The following is a 2,713-nucleotide window of genomic DNA, read 5'->3' on the forward strand; positions in this document are numbered from 1 at the left end:
GATCGCCTACGCGGGCGCGCGCATCAACGGCCTCGCGACTGCCGAGCGGGTCAAGCGCGGCATCGCGCCGGTACCGGAGGCGCGGCGCCTGTTTCCGCGCATGACCGTGCTTGAGAATCTGGAAATGGGCGCCTTCACGCGCAACGACCTGATCAAGATCGAGGTCGACAAAGTACGTGTGTTCGGCCTGTTCCCGCGCATCAAGGAGCGTCTCAAGCAGCAGGCGGGCACGCTGTCAGGCGGCGAGCAGCAGATGGTGGCCATAGGTCGTGCGCTGATGGCACGGCCTAAGCTGCTTTGCATGGACGAGCCATCCATGGGCTTGTCCCCTGCATTCGTTGAACAGGTGTTCGAAATCATTCGGGCGATCAATCGCCAGGGTACCAGCATCTTCATGGTCGAGCAGAATGCCAACATGGCCTTGTCGATCGCGAGCTACGGCTATGTGCTGCAGACCGGCGAAGTGGTGCTGCAGGGCTCGGCCAAAAGCCTGCGCGACAACGAGATGGTGCAGCAGGCCTATCTGGGCGAGATGAAGTCGTAATCAGCGCAGGTGGCCTGCCGGCGAAGCTATTGACTGCCGAAAGGGCACGCAACCATCACGAAAAAGGGCCCGGCGCAAGCGCTGCCGGGCCATTTCGGGGAGGAAGACCAAAACTATGATGTCGCGACCAGAGAAGGCCGCCGAATGATTTGCTTCGCGCCGACGCCGATGAGGTCGTCGGCAAAACACTTTTCGAAACCAGTCCGATGCGGCGGAACTCCCCAGATGCGTGAAACTCTTCGAGATCAAAACGTCGATCATAACTAAGCAGATCGCTGACCGTCTGTCTGTCGCTGCCGCGCCACAGCCACAACGAATCCACCAAAGCGCCGTTTTTGCAACAGGGCGCGGCGTCTCACTCTGCGATCCGGGCTCTTGCCCTAGTTCAGCTCGGCGCGCCGAAGGCCTGCGACATCGCCAATCACGCGATCGATCAGGGGCCAGAACAACAGGAGCAATGCGAGCGTCGTGATCGAACCGACGAGGCCGTTCGACCAGAACACTTTCATGTCGCCGCCCGAGCCGATCATCGACAGGCGGAAGGCATCTTCCGCGCGGCTGCCCAGCACCAGCGCGAGTGTGAACGGTGCGAGCGGAATGCTGATCTTCTTGAAGACATAGCCGACCACGCCGAAGGCCAGCATCAGCCAGATGTCGAACATCGCGTTCTGGATCGCATAGGCGCCGATCGCGCAACTCACCACGATCATCGGCGCGACCGCGGCAAACGGCACACGCAGGATCGAGGCGAACACCGGCACGGTCGTCAGCACCAGCACCAGGCCAACGATGTTGCCGAGATACATCGAGGCAATCAGGCCCCAGACGAAATCCTTGTGCTCGACGAACAAGAGCGGACCGGGATTGAGGCCCCAAACCATCAGGCCGCCGAGCAGGATCGCGGCCGTGCCTGAGCCGGGAATGCCGAGCGCCAGCATCGGCAGCAGCGCCGAGGTGCCAGAGGCGTGCGCGGCGGTCTCCGGCGCGAACACGCCCTCGATACGGCCCTTGCCAAAACTGTCCTGATCCTCGGAAAAGCGCTTGGCGAGATTGTAGCCCATGAACGAGGCGGCGATCGCGCCGCCCGGCGTGATGCCGAGCCAGCAGCCGATGATGGACGAGCGCAGCAGCGTCACCCAGTATCTTGGCAGGTCCTTCCACACCGACAGCACGACGCGGAGACTGATGCTGGCTGCATGCCCGCGCAGCGCCAGGTGCTCTTCCATGGTGAGCAGGATTTCGGAGATGCCGAACAGGCCGATCACCGCGACGAGAAAGTTGATGCCGCGCAGCAGCTCGGGCGACCCGAAGGTCATCCGGAGCTGTCCCGACACGGTGTCCATGCCGACGCCGGCGAGCAGCAACCCGAGCGACATCGAGATGACGGTCTTGTGCTTGGCCTCGCGGCCGAGGCCGACGAAGGAGCAGAAGGTCAGGAGGTAAACCGCGAAAAACTCCGGCGGACCGAAGCGCAGCGCGAAGGTCGAGATCAGCGGCGCAAGGAAGGTGATCAAGAGCACCGCGACCAGCGAGCCGATGAAGGAGGAGGTGAATGCCGCCGTCAGCGCTTCCGCCGCCCTGCCCTGCTGCGCCATCGGATAGCCGTCGAAGGTGGTCGCGACCGACCAGGCCTCGCCGGGAATGTTGAACAGGATCGAGGTGATGGCGCCGCCGAACAGCGCACCCCAATAGATGCAGGACAGCATCACGATCGCCGAGGTCGGATCCATCGTGAACGTGAGCGGCAACAGGATCGCAACCCCGTTCGGCCCGCCGAGCCCCGGCAAGACGCCGACGAAGATGCCGAGCACGAGCCCGACCATCATGAGCGCGAGGGTCTTCCAGGTCAGCAGGACCGCAAAGCCGTGAAGCAGCAGACCAAAGGCTTCCATAGCGTCTGGTCCTAGCGCCCAAAGGCCGCTTCGAGCGGCCCTTTCGGCATGATGACATCGAAGGCGATGTCGAAGGTCACGAACATGATGGCCGTGAACAAGAATGCGGTGAGCAGCGACTTCCACACCGCGATCTTGCCGACGAACCGCATGAAACCCGATATCAGCAGGAAGCTCGCGACATAGAGCCCGAGGAACTGCATGGCGAGACAGAACAGCAGGGTCGGGACGAACACCGCCATCACGCGGCGAAGCTGGGCGCGGGTGACAAAGGTCT

3 protein-coding genes are annotated in these 2,713 nt (G+C 62.7%); 1 reads left to right on the plus strand and 2 read right to left on the minus strand.

Going from position 1 to position 2,713, the window contains the following annotated elements; genetic code table 11:
* Positions 1–544 (plus strand): ABC transporter ATP-binding protein (locus tag JOZ76_RS22720; RefSeq protein WP_291702087.1); only part of this gene is annotated, 544 nt, incomplete at its 5' end.
* Positions 545–924: 380 nt separating this feature from the next.
* Here the strand turns inward: JOZ76_RS22720 and JOZ76_RS22725 are convergent.
* Together JOZ76_RS22725 and JOZ76_RS22730 are read right to left on the minus strand one after the other, a co-directional pair.
* Complete coding sequence (locus JOZ76_RS22725; RefSeq protein WP_291702088.1) at positions 925–2,436, minus strand: tripartite tricarboxylate transporter permease; 1,512 nt, start codon at positions 2,434–2,436, stop codon at positions 925–927.
* Positions 2,437–2,447: 11 nt separating this feature from the next.
* On the minus strand, positions 2,448–2,713 hold a 266-nt coding region (locus JOZ76_RS22730), incomplete at its 5' end, for a tripartite tricarboxylate transporter TctB family protein (RefSeq protein ID WP_291702090.1).

Origin of the sequence: Bradyrhizobium sp., assembly GCF_019244115.1 — a bacterium.
Classification (GTDB): Bacteria; Pseudomonadota; Alphaproteobacteria; order Rhizobiales; family Xanthobacteraceae; genus Bradyrhizobium.

Bases quoted from the DNA above. Each gene is read 5' to 3' on its own strand.
- JOZ76_RS22725 (WP_291702088.1), bottom strand. From the start codon at position 2,436: ATGGAAGCCTTTGGTCTGCTGCTTCACGGCTTTGCGGTCCTGCTGACC.